This window comes from Salmonella sp. SSDFZ69 (genome assembly GCF_004010755.1).
Lineage (GTDB): Bacteria > Pseudomonadota > Gammaproteobacteria > Enterobacterales > Enterobacteriaceae > Salmonella > Salmonella enterica.
This window is the reverse complement of record NZ_CP034831.1, coordinates 3121795-3139343: the sequence shown is the minus strand read 5'-3', so window position 1 is coordinate 3139343 and position 17549 is coordinate 3121795. Positions and strand designations below refer to the sequence as shown.

At 53.0% G+C, this 17549-nt stretch carries 15 protein-coding genes and 1 pseudogene; 4 read left to right on the top strand and 12 right to left on the bottom strand.

Translation table 11 applies throughout. The features are described from left to right. Positions 1–22: 22 nt before the first annotated feature. Genes nagC through nagB form a run of 3 tightly spaced genes read right to left on the bottom strand, consistent with a single transcriptional unit; the run spans position 23 to position 3262 of the window. A complete protein-coding gene (gene nagC / locus EOS98_RS15710) occupies positions 23–1243 on the bottom strand; it encodes a DNA-binding transcriptional regulator NagC (protein ID WP_000187578.1) in 1221 nt (406 codons plus the stop codon). A 4-nt stretch (positions 1244–1247) separates the two neighbouring features. After that, entirely contained in the window at positions 1248–2402 is a 1155-nt protein-coding gene (nagA, locus tag EOS98_RS15705) for an N-acetylglucosamine-6-phosphate deacetylase (protein WP_000271186.1), read from the bottom strand. 59 nt (positions 2403–2461) lie between these two features. Next, on the bottom strand, positions 2462–3262 hold the full coding sequence (gene nagB, locus EOS98_RS15700; protein ID WP_080204618.1) for a glucosamine-6-phosphate deaminase: 801 nt from the start codon (positions 3260–3262) through the stop codon (positions 2462–2464). Between the two features lie 326 nt (positions 3263–3588). On the opposite strand from nagB, the gene nagE reads away from it, so the two are divergent. From nagE to chiQ, 4 genes are all read left to right on the top strand, one after another. After that, positions 3589–5541, top strand: coding sequence for a PTS N-acetyl glucosamine transporter subunit IIABC (gene nagE, locus EOS98_RS15695; RefSeq protein ID WP_126524192.1), 1953 nt, complete (start codon positions 3589–3591; stop codon positions 5539–5541). 210 nt (positions 5542–5751) lie between these two features. Next, on the top strand, positions 5752–7419 hold the full coding sequence (gene glnS, locus EOS98_RS15690; RefSeq protein WP_001287181.1) for a glutamine--tRNA ligase: 1668 nt from the start codon (positions 5752–5754) through the stop codon (positions 7417–7419). A gap of 599 nt (positions 7420–8018) precedes the next feature. Further along, entirely contained in the window at positions 8019–9425 is a 1407-nt protein-coding gene (gene chiP, locus EOS98_RS15685; protein WP_001258803.1) for a chitoporin ChiP, read from the top strand. 49 nt (positions 9426–9474) lie between these two features. Next, a complete protein-coding gene (gene chiQ / locus EOS98_RS15680) occupies positions 9475–9807 on the top strand; it encodes a ChiQ/YbfN family lipoprotein (protein ID WP_000722260.1) in 333 nt (110 codons plus the stop codon). A 48-nt stretch (positions 9808–9855) separates the two neighbouring features. On the opposite strand, the gene tcuC is transcribed toward chiQ, so the two are convergent. The 9 genes and pseudogenes from tcuC to ybfF all read right to left on the bottom strand — a co-directional run bounded on the left by tcuC (position 9856) and on the right by ybfF (position 17491). Next, on the bottom strand, positions 9856–11160 hold the full coding sequence (gene tcuC, locus EOS98_RS15675) for a tricarballylate/proton symporter TcuC (protein WP_000057014.1): 1305 nt from the start codon (positions 11158–11160) through the stop codon (positions 9856–9858). Positions 11161–11210: 50 nt separating this feature from the next. Further along, positions 11211–12350, bottom strand: coding sequence for a tricarballylate utilization protein TcuB (gene tcuB / locus EOS98_RS15670; RefSeq protein ID WP_000811134.1), 1140 nt, complete (start codon positions 12348–12350; stop codon positions 11211–11213). Further along, positions 12337–13740: an FAD-dependent tricarballylate dehydrogenase TcuA gene (tcuA, locus tag EOS98_RS15665; RefSeq protein WP_000228705.1), complete on the bottom strand. Its 1404-nt coding sequence runs from the start codon at positions 13738–13740 to the stop codon at positions 12337–12339. Before tcuA ends, tcuB begins: the two co-directional genes overlap by 14 nt. A gap of 97 nt (positions 13741–13837) precedes the next feature. Then, entirely contained in the window at positions 13838–14764 is a 927-nt protein-coding gene (gene tcuR / locus EOS98_RS15660) for a tricarballylate utilization LysR family transcriptional regulator TcuR (RefSeq protein ID WP_042948010.1), read from the bottom strand. A 114-nt stretch (positions 14765–14878) separates the two neighbouring features. Further along, positions 14879–15331 carry a ferric iron uptake transcriptional regulator gene (gene fur / locus EOS98_RS15655; RefSeq protein ID WP_000131699.1) on the bottom strand — a complete coding sequence of 151 codons (453 nt, stop codon included), beginning with the start codon at positions 15329–15331 and terminating at the stop codon, positions 14879–14881. Further along, a pseudogene (locus tag EOS98_RS24705) lies at positions 15324–15409 on the bottom strand (ryhB-regulated fur leader peptide). The gene fur and the pseudogene EOS98_RS24705 overlap by 8 nt, the downstream one beginning before the upstream one ends. 203 nt (positions 15410–15612) lie before the next feature. Next, the gene (gene fldA / locus EOS98_RS15650; RefSeq protein ID WP_001018620.1) at positions 15613–16143 is read right to left on the bottom strand and encodes a flavodoxin FldA; all 531 of its coding nucleotides are present in this window, start codon (positions 16141–16143) and stop codon (positions 15613–15615) included. A gap of 150 nt (positions 16144–16293) precedes the next feature. Beyond that, entirely contained in the window at positions 16294–16587 is a 294-nt protein-coding gene (gene ybfE, locus EOS98_RS15645) for a LexA regulated protein (RefSeq protein ID WP_001040939.1), read from the bottom strand. 133 nt (positions 16588–16720) lie between these two features. Beyond that, on the bottom strand, positions 16721–17491 hold the full coding sequence (ybfF, locus tag EOS98_RS15640) for an esterase (protein ID WP_000773249.1): 771 nt from the start codon (positions 17489–17491) through the stop codon (positions 16721–16723). Positions 17492–17549 lie beyond the last annotated feature (58 nt).

Here is a 17549-nt window from a genome sequence, read left to right as displayed (position 1 = left end):
AATCCGATACTATAAGAGCGCATCAACTTTCCAGCAAACGTTGCAGCAATGTTCCGTTGAGCATGGCGCGTTTAACTAAGGCAAATGCGCCGATAGCAGAACGGTGATCCAGCGTGGAGCGTACCACCGGCAAATTTTTGCGAAAGGCCTTTAACGCCTGCGTATTGATACAGCTTTCGATAGCGGGCAACAGGACTTTATCGGCTTCAATGATCTCGCCGGCAATGACGATTTTTTGCGGATTAAACAGGTTGATAGCAATGGCGATCGTTTTGCCCAAATGGCGACCAACATGCTCAATGACTTCCGAGGCCAGGCTGTCGCCCCGGTTTGCCGCCTTACAGATGGTTTTAATCGTGCAGTCGTCAAGCGGAACACGGCTTTGATACCCTTGTTTAAGCAAATTCAGCACCCGTTGTTCAATCGCCGCATTGGCGGCAATGGTTTCCAGACAGCCGAAATTACCGCAGTGGCAGCGCTCGCCCAACGGCTCCACCTGAATATGCCCAATTTCGCCGACGTTGCCGTTACGGCCAATGAAGATGCGTCCGTTGGAGATAATCCCGGCGCCTGTACCACGATGAACGCGCACCAGAATCGAGTCCTCGCAATCCTGACTGGCGCCGAAGTAGTGTTCCGCCAGCGCCAGGCTACGGATATCGTGTCCCACGAAACAGGTAACGTGAAACCGTTTTTCCAGCGCTTCGACCAGTCCCCAGTTTTCAACCTGAATGTGCGGCATGTAACGAATCACGCCGCTTTCCGGATCGACAAGCCCTGGCAGGATCACCGAGATAGCGATCAATTCACGAATTTTACGCTGACAGCTATCAATAAAGACGGCGATGGTGTTGAGCAGCGCATGTTCCAGCGTCTCCTGGGTGCGCTCCGGCAGCGGATAATGCTCCTCAGCGACCACTTTACTGCTCAGATCGTAGAGCGTTAAAGTGGTGTCATGACGGCCCAGGCGAACGCCAATGGCATGGAAGTTACGGGTTTCCGTGACGATAGAGATAGCGCGGCGGCCTCCGGTCGAGGCCTGCTGATCGACTTCTTTGATCAGCCCGCGTTCAATGAGTTGACGCGTAATTTTCGTTACGCTGGCGGGAGCAAGCTGGCTTTGCTCGGCAATTTGTATGCGCGAGATAGGACCATGCTGGTCAATCAGGCGGTAAACGGCCGCGCTGTTAAGCTGTTTTACGAGATCAACGTTACCTATCTGAGCTTGTCCGCCTGGTGTCATATTCTCACTTACTCAAGTCAACGACCTCGTCACCATTAACGATGGTCTTGATAATTTTAAAATCGTGGGTGAACGCGGTCAGGTTGGCGACTTTACCCGGCGCAATGCTACCGAGATGTTTATCAACGCCGATAGCGCGAGCCGGATAGAGCGTTGCCATGCGCAGCACTTCATCCAGCGCGATGCCGCAATGCGCGACCAAGTTGCGTACGCCTTCAATCATGGTTAAGGACGAACCGCTCAACGTACCGTTTTCATCCACACACAGTCCATTGCGGTAGTATATTGTTTTACCTGCGAAAATGAACTGCTCAATATTGGCCCCCGCCGGTGCGGTGGCGTCTGTCACCAGACAAAGTTTGTCGCCTTTAAGGCGTTTGGCATTGCGAATGTTGGCGTAGTCGACATGCAGACCATCGGCGATAACGCCGCAATAAATATCCGCTTCGTCCAGAACGGCGCCAGCAAGGCCCGGCTCACGCCCTGTAATGTACGGCATCGCGTTAAACAGGTGAGTCGCAAAGGTAATCCCGGCGCGGAAGCCCGCTTTTGCCTCTTTTAACGTCGCGTTGGAGTGGCCTGCGGAAACCACAATGCCCGCATTCGCCAGTTTAGCGATTACGTCAGCAGGCACCATTTCCGGCGCGAGTGTAACTTTGGTGATGACGTCGGCATTATCGCACAAGAAATCAACCAGCGCAGCGTCTGGTTTACGTACGAAATCAGGATTATGGGTGCCTTTTTTTACCAAATTAAGCCAGGGGCCTTCCAGGTGGAGACCCAGCGCCTGGTGCGGATGTTTTTCCAGGTATTCGCGCATGACGCGAATGCCCTGTTTCATCAATTCGTCGCTGGTAGTGATAAGCGTTGGCAGAAAGTTAGTACAGCCCGATTTTTCATTGGCTTTCTGCATAATTTCCAGCGTTTCAACGCTGACGGCTTCTGCGGTATCGTTAAACTGCACGCCGCCGCAGCCGTTTAGCTGCACATCAATAAAACCGGGGGAGAGAATGGCCCCATTCAATGAGCGTTGTTCTATTCCCGGCGGCAGTTCAGCCATCGGACAAACGCGGTCAATCAGGCCATTAGCGACAACAAGCGCATGGTCATCAAGAATTTCGTGACCGGTAAAGATCCGGCCCTGGGTTAAAGCATACATTCCGACCCCCGATATCAAAAATTTACCGCCCCGCATTGACTGGCGGGGCGGAGACAACATTACAGACCTTTAATATTCTCTGCTTCTAATTCATTGAAATATTTCAATGTTTTAACTTTAAGTTCCATTGTGGAAGGCTCATCGCATATCACAACCGCTTTCGGATGGAGTTGCAGGCAGCTAATGGTCCACATGTGGTTAACGTTGCCTTCAACCGCCGCCTGCAGCGCCTGGGCTTTCTGATGGCCCAGCACCAGAATCATCACTTCTTCCGCATCCAGCAGCGTGCCTACGCCTACCGTCAGCGCGTATTTCGGCACCTGGTTTACGTCGCCGTCAAAGAAGCGGGAGTTCGCTACGCGAGTATCATGGGTTAACGTTTTGATACGGGTACGGGAAGCCAGGGAAGACGCCGGTTCGTTAAAGGCGATGTGACCGTCGTTGCCGACGCCGCCCATAAACAGATGGATTTTACCGTAAGAACGAATTTTTTCTTCATATTGACGGCATTCTGCATCGATATCCGGTGCGTTACCGTTGAGAAGATTGATGTTTTCTGCTGGAATATCAACGTGATCGAAAAAGTTACGATGCATAAAGCTGTGGTAGCTTTCCGGGTGCTCTTTCGGCAGGCCAACATATTCGTCCATATTAAAGGTGACCACATGCTTAAAGCTGACCTCGCCCGCTTTGTGCATCTCAACCAGCGCTTTGTACGCCGTTAGCGGCGTGCCGCCGGTAGGCAGTCCAAGGACAAACGGACGATCGGCTGTCGGTTTGAACGCATTAATACGGTTAACGATATGGCGAGCGGCCCATTTGCCAACCTGTTCTGCGGTACTCAGGGGGATCAGTCTCATTCTTCACCTCAATAATCAATGTCAAAATTTGGCGGATCGTATTAAGCGTAACCTGGATATCCAGGGTTCGTGTTCAATCCGTCCTGATTTTTTGAATCATAAAATAAGTTTTCCGTGTTAGCCAGTGGATGGTGGGGGTGATTACGATATTTAGTGATTATAATCACAAAAAACACCCGTTTAATTTGCGAGGCGAATTAATTTTCCACACACTCTGCAGAAGATGATCTCACCGTTCGATTACAGAACATCACGTTTTTAACGTTTGCAGCACAATAAAAAACGGCTTCAAAGAAGCCATATCGGCGTCTCGTAGGGGGAATAAGATGAATATTTTAGGTTTTTTCCAGCGGCTGGGTAGGGCGTTGCAGCTCCCTATCGCCGTGTTGCCGGTGGCAGCGTTGTTGCTGCGATTCGGCCAACCAGATTTGCTGAATATGCCGTTTATCGCGCAAGCGGGCGGGTCTATTTTCGATAACCTGGCGCTGGTTTTCGCTATCGGCGTGGCCTCCAGTTGGTCTAAAGATAGCGCAGGCGCGGCAGCGCTGGCGGGAGCCGTGGGTTACTTCGTCATGACCAAAGCGATGGTGACGATTAACCCGGAAATCAACATGGGCGTGCTGGCGGGGATTATTACTGGTCTGGTCGGCGGCGCGGTTTATAATCGCTGGTCTGGTATCAAACTGCCTGATTTTCTCAGTTTCTTCGGTGGAAAACGTTTTGTGCCGATCGCAACGGGCTTTTTCTGTCTGGTGCTGGCCGCTATTTTCGGTTACGTCTGGCCGCCGGTACAGCATGGCATCCATGCGGGCGGTGAATGGATCGTTTCCGCAGGCGCGCTGGGTTCCGGTATCTTTGGCTTCATCAACCGTCTGCTGATCCCCACCGGTCTGCATCAGGTACTGAACACCATCGCCTGGTTCCAGATTGGCGAATTCACCAATGCCGCAGGCACTGTATTCCACGGCGATATCAACCGCTTCTATGCTGGCGACGGCACGGCGGGGATGTTTATGTCCGGCTTCTTCCCGATCATGATGTTTGGTCTGCCGGGCGCCGCTCTGGCGATGTATTTCGCCGCGCCGAAAGAACGTCGTCCGATGGTGGGCGGTATGCTGCTGTCTGTCGCGATCACCGCGTTTCTGACCGGCGTAACCGAGCCGCTGGAATTCCTGTTTATGTTCCTGGCGCCGCTGCTGTACCTCCTGCACGCCATTTTGACCGGTATCAGCCTGTTCGTCGCGACGTTGCTGGGTATCCATGCGGGCTTCTCTTTCTCGGCAGGCGCGATCGACTATGTTCTGATGTATAACCTGCCTGCGGCCAGCAATAACGTCTGGATGTTGCTGGTGATGGGCGTTGTATTCTTTATCATCTACTTCCTGCTGTTCAGCGCGGTTATTCGTATGTTTAACCTGAAAACGCCGGGCCGCGAAGATAAAGTTGATGAGATGGTAACGGAAGAAGCCAACAGCAACACCGAAGAAGGGTTAACGCAACTGGCGACCAGCTATATTGCTGCGGTTGGCGGTACGGACAACCTGAAAGCGATCGATGCGTGTATTACCCGTCTGCGCCTGACCGTGAACGACGCTGCTCGCGTCAACGATGCGGCCTGCAAACGCCTCGGCGCTTCCGGCGTGGTGAAACTGAACAAACAGACCATTCAGGTTATTGTCGGCGCGAAAGCGGAATCGATTGGCGATGAAATGAAGAAAGTGGTGGCGCGGGGGCCGGTCGCGGCAGCGTCTGCTGATGCGGCTCACGTTGCGACACCTGCTCCGGCGGCCAAACCCCAGGCGGTGCCGAATGCGGTGACTATCGCTGAACTGGTCTCTCCGATTACCGGTGAGGTAGTGGCGCTGGATCAGGTACCGGATGAAGCTTTCGCCAGCAAAGCGGTCGGCGACGGCGTGGCGGTGAAACCCACCGATAAAACCGTGGTTTCTCCGGCGGCGGGTACTATCGTGAAAATCTTCAACACTAACCACGCGTTCTGTCTGGAAACCGAAAAAGGCGCGGAGATCGTTGTCCATATGGGTATCGATACCGTCGCGCTGAACGGTCAGGGCTTCAAGCGTCTGGTAGAAGAGGGTGCGGAAGTCACGGCGGGTCAGCCGGTTCTGGAACTGGATCTGGACTTCCTGAATTCCAACGCGCGCTCCATGATAAGCCCGGTTGTTTGCAGCAACAGCGATGACTTCAGCGCTCTGGTCATCAAAGCGGATGGTCACGTGGTAGCGGGTCAAACGCCACTGTACGAGATCAAGAGCAAATAATCGCTTCCTGGCCGGATAAGGCGTAAGACGCCATCCGGCGATATCACAGAAAACATAAGCGGCAGAGGGAAACCTTCGCCGCTTTTTTTTACCGCAATTAGCCCCAATATTTTCTGCAAAGCCACTTTTTAAGTAACTAAAGGTTGTCAGTCTGTCCGGCTTATAAGATCATATGCCGTTATACGTTGTTTACGCTTTGAGGAATCCACGATGAGTGAGGCTGAAGCCCGCCCGACTAACTTTATTCGTCAGATTATTGATGAAGATCTGGCGAGTGGTAAACATACCACTGTCCATACCCGTTTTCCGCCGGAGCCGAATGGCTATCTGCACATCGGCCACGCGAAATCTATCTGCCTGAACTTTGGCATCGCGCAAGATTATCAGGGCCAGTGCAACCTGCGTTTCGATGATACCAACCCGGTAAAAGAAGATATCGAGTACGTTGATTCGATCAAAAACGACGTCGAGTGGTTAGGCTTTCACTGGTCTGGCGATATTCGCTACTCCTCCGATTACTTTGACCAACTGCACGCCTATGCGGTCGAGCTAATCAATAAAGGCCTGGCCTACGTTGATGAGCTGACGCCGGAGCAGATCCGCGAATACCGCGGTACGCTGACCGCGCCGGGTAAAAACAGCCCGTTCCGCGATCGCAGCGTCGAAGAGAACCTCGCGCTATTTGAAAAAATGCGTACCGGCGGTTTTGAAGAGGGTAAAGCCTGTCTGCGCGCTAAAATCGACATGGCGTCGCCGTTTATCGTGATGCGCGATCCGGTGCTGTATCGCATTAAATTCGCCGAGCATCATCAGACCGGCAACAAGTGGTGCATCTACCCGATGTACGACTTTACTCACTGCATCAGCGATGCGCTGGAAGGCATTACTCATTCGCTGTGTACGCTGGAGTTCCAGGATAACCGTCGTCTGTACGACTGGGTGCTGGACAACATCACCATTCCGGTTCACCCGCGCCAGTACGAATTCTCGCGGCTGAATCTGGAATACACCGTGATGTCCAAGCGTAAGCTGAATCTGCTGGTGACCGACAAACACGTCGAAGGTTGGGATGATCCGCGTATGCCGACTATTTCCGGTCTGCGCCGTCGCGGCTATACCGCAGCTTCTATTCGTGAGTTCTGCAAACGCATCGGCGTCACCAAGCAGGACAACACCATTGAGATGGCGTCGCTGGAATCCTGCATTCGCGAAGATCTGAACGAAAACGCGCCGCGCGCAATGGCGGTAATCGATCCGGTAAAACTGGTTATCGAAAACTACCCGCAGGGTGAGAGCGAAATGGTTACCATGCCTAACCATCCGAATAAACCGGAGATGGGCAGCCGTGAAGTGCCGTTTAGCGGTGAGATCTGGATCGATCGCGCAGATTTCCGCGAAGAAGCGAACAAGCAGTACAAGCGTCTGGTGATGGGCAAAGAAGTGCGTCTGCGTAATGCCTACGTCATTAAAGCGGAGCGCGTAGAGAAGGATGCCGAAGGGAATATCACCACCATCTTCTGTACCTATGATGCCGATACGCTGAGTAAAGATCCGGCTGACGGGCGTAAAGTGAAAGGCGTAATCCACTGGGTTAGCGCAGCACATGCGCTGCCGATTGAAATTCGTCTCTACGACCGTCTGTTCAGCGTGCCGAATCCGGGCGCCGCGGAGGACTTCCTGTCCGTTATCAACCCCGAATCATTAGTGATTAAGCAGGGTTATGGCGAGCCGTCGCTGAAAGCGGCGGTAGCAGGGAAAGCTTTCCAGTTTGAACGTGAAGGCTACTTCTGCCTCGACAGCCGCTATGCAACGGCCGATAAGCTGGTCTTTAACCGCACCGTGGGCCTGCGTGATACCTGGGCGAAAGCGGGCGAATAAGCACTGCGCCAACAGGCGAATGCTGTAAAAATACCTTGTCAACGCCGCGTTCTGCGGCGTTTTTTCTCTGCATTTCCAAGAGCCTATCCCATTAGGGCTATTTTACTTGCCATTTTGGACCTGGGCAGTGCTCAAAATCCTCACGTACTACGTGTACGCTCCGGTTTTTGCGCGCTGTCCGTGTCCAAACTGGCTGCGCCAATAACGCCTGGTGGGATAGGCTCTAAGTCGATTCTCTTTTTTGCGAGGCTAATTAATTATTTTCTGAAAATTATTGATCTGATAAATGATTATTAATCTAAATGTTATAAGCGTCAGGTCAACAGGAGACAATTATTTTCATGCCTATGGAAAACAAGTCAATTTTCTTTCTGGCGGTCTGCTTCCCCCACCAGCAGTCGAATGTAACAGAAAGCAATTAAATATGTGCGGTTGCTCATATTATTACATACTGGTTACAGAAAGAGATTGATAATTCGCATCGCGAAAAATAGTCTATTTAACGTAGTAAATGAGGTTTCTCAGCGCTACTTTTTATTTTTATTTTTTCGCTGTTCGCTTTTGTCGGCAGCAATTTATACGTCAAAGAGGATTAACTTATGCGTACGTTTAGTGGCAAACGTAGTACGCTGGCTCTGGCTATCGCCGGTATCACAGCAATGTCGGGGTGGATCGTTGTTCCGCAGGCGCAAGCCTCCGGCTTTTTCGACGACTCCACGTTAACGGGCGGCATCTATTATTGGCAGCGTGAACGCGATCGCAAAGATGTGACCGACGGCGACAAATATAAAACTAACCTTTCTCATGCGACCTGGAACGCTAACCTGGATTTTCAGTCTGGTTACGCTGCGGATATGTTCGGTCTGGATATCGCGGCGTTTACCGCGATTGAAATGGCAGAAAACGGCGACAGCGGTCATCCAAACGAAATTGCCTTCTCGAAAAAGAATAAAGGCTACGACGAAGACTATTCCGGCGATAAGAGCGGTATCAGTCTTTATAAAGCCGCAGCGAAATTTAAATATGGCCCGGTCTGGGCGCGCGCCGGTTATATTCAGCCTACCGGTCAGACGCTGTTAGCGCCGCACTGGAGTTTTATGCCGGGTACTTATCAGGGTGCGGAGGCCGGCGCCAGTTTTGACTATGGCGATGCGGGCGCGTTAAGTTTTTCCTACATGTGGACTAACGAATATAAAGCGCCGTGGCATACCGAAATGGATAAGTTTTATCAGGCGGATAAAAAAACCAATGTGGACTACCTCCACTCCATCGGCGCGAAGTACGACTTCAAAAATGATCTGGTGCTGGAAGCGGCGTTTGGTCAGTCCGAAGGCTATGTCGATCAATATTTCGCAAAGGCCAGCTATAAATTTGATTTAGGCGGCAATCCGTTCACCACCAGTTACCAGTTCTACGGCGCGCGCGACAAAGTAGACGATCGCAGCGTGAATGATATTTACGACGGTACGGCCTGGCTGCAGGCGTTGACCTTCGGCTACAAAGTCGCGGAAGTGGTTGACCTGCGTCTGGAAGGCACCTGGGTGAAAGCGGACGGTCAGCAGGGCTATTTTCTGCAACGTATGACGCCAACCTACGCCTCTTCAAACGGTCGTCTGGATATTTGGTGGGATAACCGCTCCGACTTTAACGCTAACGGTGAAAAGGCGGTTTTCTTCGGCGCGATGTATGACCTGAAAAACTGGAATCTGCCGGGCTGGGCTGTGGGCGCGTCTTACGTTTACGCCTGGGATGCTAAACCGGCAACCTGGCAAAGTAACCCGGATGCTTACTACGACAAAAACCGCACTATCGAAGAGTCCTCATACAGTCTGGATGCGGTCTATACCCTGCAGGAGGGGCGTGCCAAAGGCACCATGTTCAAACTGCACTTCACCGAATATGACAACCACTCCAATATTCCAAGCTGGGGCGGTGGTTACGGCAACATCTTCCAGGATGAGCGTGACGTGAAATTTATCGTTATTGCGCCATTCACTATTTTCTGATGTCAGATGCGGCAGGCTGCCGGTCTGCCGCGCTGTTGAGGAACGACCTATGAAAAAAATTTTACTCATCGCCAGCATGACCGCCGGTTTGACGGCCTGCGCGTCATCACCCGCGCCGGAAGAAGATAGTCGGCTGAAAGAGGCGTACAGCGCCTGTATCAATACCGCACAGGGCTCGCCTGAGAAGATAGAGGCCTGCCAAAGCGTGCTGAATGTCCTTAAAAAAGAGCGTAAACATCAGCAATTTGCTAACGAAGAAAGCGTGCGGGTACTGGACTATCAGCAGTGCATTCAGGCGACGCGCACGGGTAACGATCAGGCGGTCAAGGCTGACTGCGATAAGGTCTGGCAGGAAATTCGCAGTCATAATAACGTGCAATAAAACCCTGCCTTGCCACCCACGGGCGAATGTTTTCCGCCCGTGGTTTTTTCAGGCTTTATTTTCTGCTGCGATATAGCCGCGACTCAGACGTACAAACAGCATCGCCGTCGCGGCAAGTCCACATAACGCTGCGCACATCAGCCACCAGCCGGGCGAGCTTTTATCGCCGGTTAACTTTACCAGCGCGGTAGAGATGGCCGGCGTCAGGCCGCCAAAAATTGCCGTCGCCAGGCTAAAGGCCAGCGAGAAACCAACGGTACGCACATAGACTGGCATCACTTCGGTTAACGCAGCGACCATTGCGCCGTTATACATGCCAAAAAAGAAAGAGAACCACAGCAGTACCAGCGTCATGCGGGTAAAGTCGGGCGCGGCGGTCAGCCACTGCATGACGGGCCAGGTGGTGATCAGCGCCAGCAACGTAATGCCCATTAACACGGCGCGACGGCCAATCCGGTCGGAAATCGCGCCGCCAATGGGTAACCAGATAAAATTGGACACCCCCACTAACATGGTGACGATCAAACTGTCCCGCGCGCTGAGATTAAGCACGGTTCTGCCATAGGTCGGCGTATAAACGGTGATAAAATAAAACGTTGTGGTGGTCATCGCCACCAGCAACGTTCCGGCTGTAATAATGCGCCAGTTTTTGGCGATAGTTGCAAAAATTTCCCTGGTGTCGGGGCGATGCTTGCGTTGTAAAAACGCTTCTGTTTCTTGTAATGAACGACGTAAAACAAAAATCAGCGGAATGATCATACAGCCGATAAAGAACGGAATTCGCCAGCCCCACTCCGATATCGCGTCGTGTCCCAGCGTGATATTCAGGCTATAACCAATCAACGCGGCGACAACGATCGCGACCTGCTGACTGGCAGATTGCCAGCTGGTATAAAACCCTTTATTGCCTGGCGTTGCGATTTCGGACAGATAGACTGAGACGCCGCCTAACTCAACGCCCGCAGAAAATCCTTGTAATAACCGGCCCAACAGCACCAACGCAGGCGCTGCCAGGCCGATCGTTTGGTAGCCGGGGACGAGGGCGATGAGCAACGTACCGCAGCCCATAATCGCCAGCGTCACCATCAGCCCTTTACGGCGTCCGATTCTGTCAATATAGGCGCCAAGCACAATCGCGCCGACGGGGCGCATTAAAAAACCGGAGCCAAAGACGGCAAAGGTCAACATTAATGAGGCAAATTCGCTTTCCGCCGGAAAAAACGTTCTGGCGATATAGGTGGCGTAAAATCCGAACAAGAAAAAATCAAACTGTTCAAGAAAATTGCCGCTTGTCACGCGCAGTATTGCGCCGAACGTGCCGGCGCGCGATGTTGCAGGTGTGTGTTGTGCCATAGGGTTTGCTCTCCACTGTCTTTATTGTTTTATGGGTAAGATGTTGCGGGTCAGTTGCCTGTATCCCCCGCATGTTTTCCGCGTCGCTTCTCAACTGCCCATTTGAGTAAGGCCGCGCAGCGGAAAAATCCGTGGGCGAATTTTCCATAGGGAAGGGTGAGAAAGAGCGCCATCACCACGCCTAAATGGAGCGCCAGCAGTATGCCCATTCCGCTGGTGTCTCTGCCTGCCAGCAGCGCCAGCCCGGTAAGGCTGGTTAAGAACAGCAGCAGAATAAAGCCGCGATCCATGGGTTTCTGGCGCGCATCGCCATGTAACGGCGACCGCCGCAGATTGAGCCACAGTAGCCCGGCCGGGCCGATAAGCAGACCGATACCGCCCAGCGTGCCGAGCATGACAGGCAGGCTAAAGAACGGGTAGGGCGCTTCCCAACCGGCGACGTAGTGATAGCCCGTCGCCACGACCGTGGCGGCAAAACAGAGCATAAAACCGTAGAAGGTAAAGTGATGAAAGCGACGGCGCAGCAGCGTGAACGCATCGTCCGCTTCGTTACAGCCTTTGCCGTGACCGCCGTCAAGATATTTCAGCGTTAACGCATTGTGCGACGCTTCCGCAATCTCCGCCGAACGCGGTACACCCGGCGAGATCTCACGCCAGAAGCGGATTACGCCCGCCATAAGCAAACCGATTGCCAGCACAAAAACTGAGCCAAACATCCATGCCAGCAGGCTATGCGGAAAAATTTGATAGAAGTCACCGGCCAGCGGCGGATGAATCAGCGACCCTTTCAGCGCCATCGCCAGTAATAAAAAGAGCGTCAGACCGACTATCAGCGCCAGCGCGACGGTGATCCCCGCCCGGCGGTATAACGCGCCAAAAGCGGCGGGCTGGGCATACTGTTGATATGTCTCCAGGCGGGCTTGCGCCATCGCTTTCGGCACGTTAATGGCAAATTCATGGGGCGGCGCATACTGGCACGCGTGCAGGCAGGCGCCGCAGTTATGACATAAATTCGCCAGATAATGAATATCGGCTTTACCGAATTCGAGCCGCTGGGTCATCGCCGGAAATACCGCGCAAAAACCTTCGCAGTAGCGACACGCGTTACACACTTGCATGACGCGTTCGACCTCGGCTTCCGGTTCGGTAAGCACGGTGGCCTCAATGATTAATTTTTCAAGCTGTTTCATGCTGCGCCTCCTTGTGCGCCGCGCGGGCGGCTTCTATTCCCGCAATGCGGCCAAAGGTTGTGCCGATAGACATGCCTACGCCTGCGGTATACCCCTTGCCCAGAACATTTCCTGCCATCATCTCGCCGGCAACAAACAGGTTGCGGCTTGGATGACCGGCAAAATGCACCGCGGCACGTTCATTGACTTTCAGACCCAGGTAGGTAAACGTGATGCCGGGTCGCAGCGCATAACCGTAGTAGGGCGGTGCATCAAGCGGGCGCGCCCAGTGGGTTTTCGCCGGCGTCAGGTTTTTGGTGGCGCAGTCATCAAGCAAGGTATGATCAAAATGACCGGGTTGGCAGGCCTGGTTATACTGCGTGACGGTATGGGTAAATTTTTCCGCGTCCAGCCCCAACTGGCAGGCCAGTTCAGCCAGCGTATTGGCCTGCGCGCCAGGAAAAACCGGCGGCATAAAGTGGCCGATGGCTTTACTGTCAATAATCGAATAGCCAATTTGTCCTGGCTGTTGAGCCACCAGCCGCCCCCAAATGGCGTAACGCTTCGGCCAGAAATCTTCGCCTTCATCATAAAAACGTTCGGCGTCGCGATTCACGACAATACCCAGCGATACGCAATCCACGCGAGTACAAATACCGCCGTCGTACAGCGGCGCCCTGGCATCAATCGCTACGCAGTGCGACTGGGACGGATCGCCAATGATATCCGCGCCGGCATCCATCATAAATTTGAGTAATACGCCCTGGTTAAAACGCGTGCCGCGAATCAGGAAATTATCCGCGGGCCATTCGCCGCGGGCGTTTTCTCCCCAGGCCTCCCGCAGCCATTCACGGTTTGATTCGAAACCGCCAGCCGCTAATACGCAGGCTTTGGCGGTAATACGTTCGCTACCCGCCAGCGCTGCCACGAATTCGCCGTCATGAAGTTCAAGCGCGTGAACCGGCGTGTTATAGCGAATCTGTACGCCCAGCCGTTCGGCGCTACGGTAATAGGCATTGACGAGCGCTTTCCCGCCGCCCATAAAAAACGCATTGGTGCGCGCAACGTGGAGCGCCCCAGATAGCGGCGGTTGAAAGTTAACGCCATGTTTGCGCATCCAGTCGCGGCATTGCGAAGAGGTGCGAATGACCAGCCGCGCCAGCGCCTCGTTGGTGTTGCCGTCGGTGACTCGCCACAGATCCTGCCAGAATTCCTCTTCAGGATAGCTTTCTACCAGCACATCCTGCGGCGCATCATGCATACAGCGCAGGTTTCGTGTGTGCTGAGAATTTCCGCCGCGCCATTCCCGCGGGGCAGCCTCCAGCAGCAGAACCGATGCGCCCGCTTCCCGTGCGGTCAGGGCGGCGCATAATGCGGCATTGCCTCCGCCTATCACCAGTACATCAACCATCTTATACTCCCGTACTATTTAACTATTTGTTAAATTTGTAATTGAAATGTATACGGATAAATAAGCGGCGCGCTATCAGGTAGCGCTAAACAGGGGTTTAGTAAGCGTAAAGGGTTGCGCCTGGCCATTCACCGGCGTCGACTAACTGACGCATAATTTTGGTAAGGACTACTCTGGCGGCAAGGCCGGCGGGCGTCAGTTCATCATCCGACAGGCTGACTAAAAAATTGGGGCGGCTGAGTACCGGATTATGGACGCCGATCACGCGTAGCGCGTCGTTATCCAGATGAGAAATCGCCGCGCCGGGCTGCAACGTGGCGCCAAGACCGTCGCGCACGGCGCGCATCAACAACGCCAGGCCGTCAATTTCCGCGACGATTTCAACGTTAAGCGCATGTTCCTGGCAGACAGCGTCCAGCCTGCCGCGCAGCCCATGTCCCTGGCTTGGCATAATGAGCGGAATGCCTGCCAGTTGTTCAGGTGTGATCGGGTTATCAGGAAGCGCCGCCAGCAGGGCATGGGAGCCAATCAGAAAAAGCTGTTCTTCAAGGATCGGTCTGGCGCTCCAGCGCAGGATTTTATCTTTTTGAAAGACAACGGCTAAATCAATCTGGCGGGTATTGATCATTCTTTCCAGATTACCGGACAAGCTTTCCACCACATGCAGTCGGACATCGGCATAGTTTTCCTGCATGGCATGGATAAACGGTATACCCAGTATGGAGGCGGTACTGGGGGCCATTCCTACGCTCACATGACCGGAAAGGCGCGCTTCTCTGGCGGCGAGAATCGCGTCGTCGGCATGACGCAGGGCGAGTTGCGCCTGTGAATAAAAGGCCAGCCCGGCGTTGGTTGGCGTTACGCCGCGCGAGGTGCGCTGCAGCAGACGGATGGCGAGCTCGTTTTCCAGACGGGACATCTGTTGACTCAATGCTGAAACGCCAATATCAAGATCCTGTGCGGCGCTGCCCATACTGCCGGTTTCAATAATACGCACGAAATAGCGTAACTGGCGAAGCTCCATTCCTGCTCTCCTGAGATGCGATAGCGTTTTTTACATTAAATCAACATCAAGCGGCAGGAAAGGGGAGGATATAAAAAAGCCAACCGGGCGGTTGGCTCTTCGAAAGATTTACACTTATTTAGTCGCGTCATCGTGCGCGTGCTCGTCTTCGCGGCAGTCGCCTTCAGCGCAGTGGCCGTAAAGATAGAGGCTGTGATTAGTTAAACGAATACCGTGTTTCGCCGCAATTTCACGCTGGCGCGCTTCAATAGAGTCATCACTAAATTCAATCACTTTTCCGCAATCAAGGCAGATAAGATGGTCGTGATGATGCTGTTGCGTCAGTTCAAAAACGGATTTACCGCCTTCAAAATTATGGCGGGTCACGATACCGGCATCGTCAAACTGGTTCAGCACACGGTATACGGTTGCCAGACCGATTTCTTCACCCATGTCGATCAGGCGTTTGTATAAATCTTCCGCACTGACGTGATGGTTATCTGGTTCCTGAAGAACTTCCAGAATTTTTAAACGAGGAAGCGTTACTTTCAGGCCAGCCTTCTTTAATGCGGTATTGTTGTCAGTCATGCGGAATCTGTCCTGTTGCTAAACGATTCACTTCATTAGAGAAGTGACAGAAATTGCACTCAAGATAATGCGTATCATTATAGGACTGCCATGCCGAAATGAAAACCGCAAGTCTCTCGCAGATATTAATAAAACTGTGGTTTTGCCTGCAAATTCTGGCGCCACCTGATTACACCCGGACATTGTACAGGGATGGGTGCGAAAGTTACAAATTTGTAGCAATTATTTTGATTGGTCTTGTCTATTGATGCGGCGCAGATATAACGCTGCGCCGCATAAGATTAGGCGTTGAGGATGTCGTCGAGGTGCAATTCAGCCGAAATTTGCTTAACCCATTTTTCAACACGCTCGGCGGTCAGTTCAGGCTGACGGTCTTCGTCAATCGCCAGACCGACAAAATGATCGTCGTCAGCCAGACCTTTAGAGGCTTCAAAATGATAGCCTGCGGTTGGCCAGTGACCCACAATCGTGGCGCCGCGCGGCTCAATAATGTCGCGAATCGTGCCCAGCGCATCACAGAAGTATTCCGCGTAGTCTTCCTGATCGCCACAGCCAAACAGCGCCACCAGCTTACCGTTAAAGTCAATCTCTTCGAGAGTCGGGAAGAAGTCATCCCAGTCACATTGCGCTTCGCCATAGTACCAGGTTGGGATGCCCAGCAGCAGAATGTCATACCCTTCCAGGTCTTCTTTACTGCTTTTTGCAATGTCATGCACATCGGCAACGTCTTTACCAAGCTGTTTTTGAATCATTTTTGCGATATTTTCGGTATTACCGGTGTCGCTGCCGAAAAAGATGCCAGTGATTGCCATGAGTAAAATAACCTCTTGAAACTTATTGAAATGGTGGTGGCGAATTGCCCACGGATAAGGGCAATCATAGCAGAACAGGCAGATATGCGGAAACAGCAATCACGCGGGACTGCACGCTCTGCTACACGAAATATGAAACAAAACTTATTTTCAGACTAAACCCTGGCCGCGCAGCGCCATAAGCTGCTTCATTAATATTTCTTCAATGAGCTCGCTGCGGCTAATGTTGCGCGCTTCGGCCAGCTCATTCAGCGCGTCAACCGCTTGTGCGTTGAGTTTTAATTCGACACGCTTGAGGCCACGAACTTTGTCGCGTTTTAACTGGTTGCGCTTGTTGATGCGTAACTGTTCATCGCGCGAAAGCGGATTCGTTTTAGGTCGTCCCGGGCGACGCTCGTGCGCGAACAGATCTAATGTCGTACGGTCCGTTTGTTCTTTGGCCATGATTTTGGTGACTTCGGGGGAAACAATCAGCCAGGCTTATGCCCGGATGGATAGCGCGCCATCATACATCAGCGAGGAAGCGACGCCAACGCCCGCGCGCGTAATCGCGCACAGGCGATGAGTTTTTAATCAGTTAGCGTTTATCGTGCAGATAACGGCGGATGGCGCGCAGAACCGCCTCTGGTTTTTCAGCATGTACCCAGTGGCCCGCGCCGGCGATCACATGCGCGCGCGCCAAAGGGAATTGCGCCAGCAGCGCGTCGCGGTACGCTTCGGTCACGTACGGCGAGTTACCGCCTGGAATAAACAGCGCCGGATATTCCCAGGGCGGAATGGTTTCCCAGCCGACGATATGCGGATACTGCTCCCATAATACCGGAACATTAAAACGCCATTCGCCTTCAGCCCAGGATTTTAACAGAAACTGGATCACGCCTTCTTCGTTGAGGTGTTGGCGCATAATCCCTGCCGCCTGTTGGCGGGATGTCGCGTCGGATTCGCTGACGGCATTAATGGCCGCGAAAATGCGATCGTGGCGGCGAACGTGATAATCCACGGGGGCGATATCAATCGCGACCAGACGATCGATGCGATCGGGCGCCAGCGCCGTCAGCGCCATTACCGCTTTTCCGCCCATGGAATGACCAATAAACGTCGCTTTTTCAATCTGCTGCGCGTCAAGCGTATCCAGAAGATCCTGGGCCATTGCCGGATAATCCATGACCGGATCGCGCGGCGATAAACCATGATTGCGCATATCGACCTGAATAATGTCGTGATCGGTCACCAGATCGCGCGCCAGTACGCCGAGGTTGTCCAGGCTGCCAAACAGGCCATGAACGAGAACGATGGGGGAATTATTGTGCAGGTTTTGTGCAGATTGCGCTCGGATGTTTAATTTCATGGCAAAGTTCTTTTTTTCGCTCTGTCGGGTTAGGGTATTATGTTGACCATTCTGCCAC